Raw genomic sequence first — 259 nt, forward strand, 5'->3', positions numbered from 1 at the left:
TCGATTTGGTTCACCACAAAAACAATGATCTAAAAATTAATCTTTCAGATTATTTAGCAGAAAACCTCAACCAAGATTATAATTCGTTAAGCAATTTATTTTCTGAAGTTGAAAATACTACAATCGAAAAATACTTCATTAGCCAGAAAATCGAAAAAGTAAAAGAACTGCTCGTTTACGATGAACATTCTCTCAGCGAAATTGCTGATATTCTCAACTACAGCAACGTCGCACATTTGAGTAATCAATTCAAAAAAAT

1 protein-coding gene is annotated in these 259 nt (G+C 30.5%); it reads left to right on the forward strand.

The annotated features are described in order from the left end of the window. On the forward strand, positions 1-259 hold a 259-nt coding region (locus ACWA1B_RS23000; RefSeq protein WP_456910969.1), incomplete at both ends, for a helix-turn-helix domain-containing protein.

Source organism: Flavobacterium xizangense, assembly GCF_054075145.1.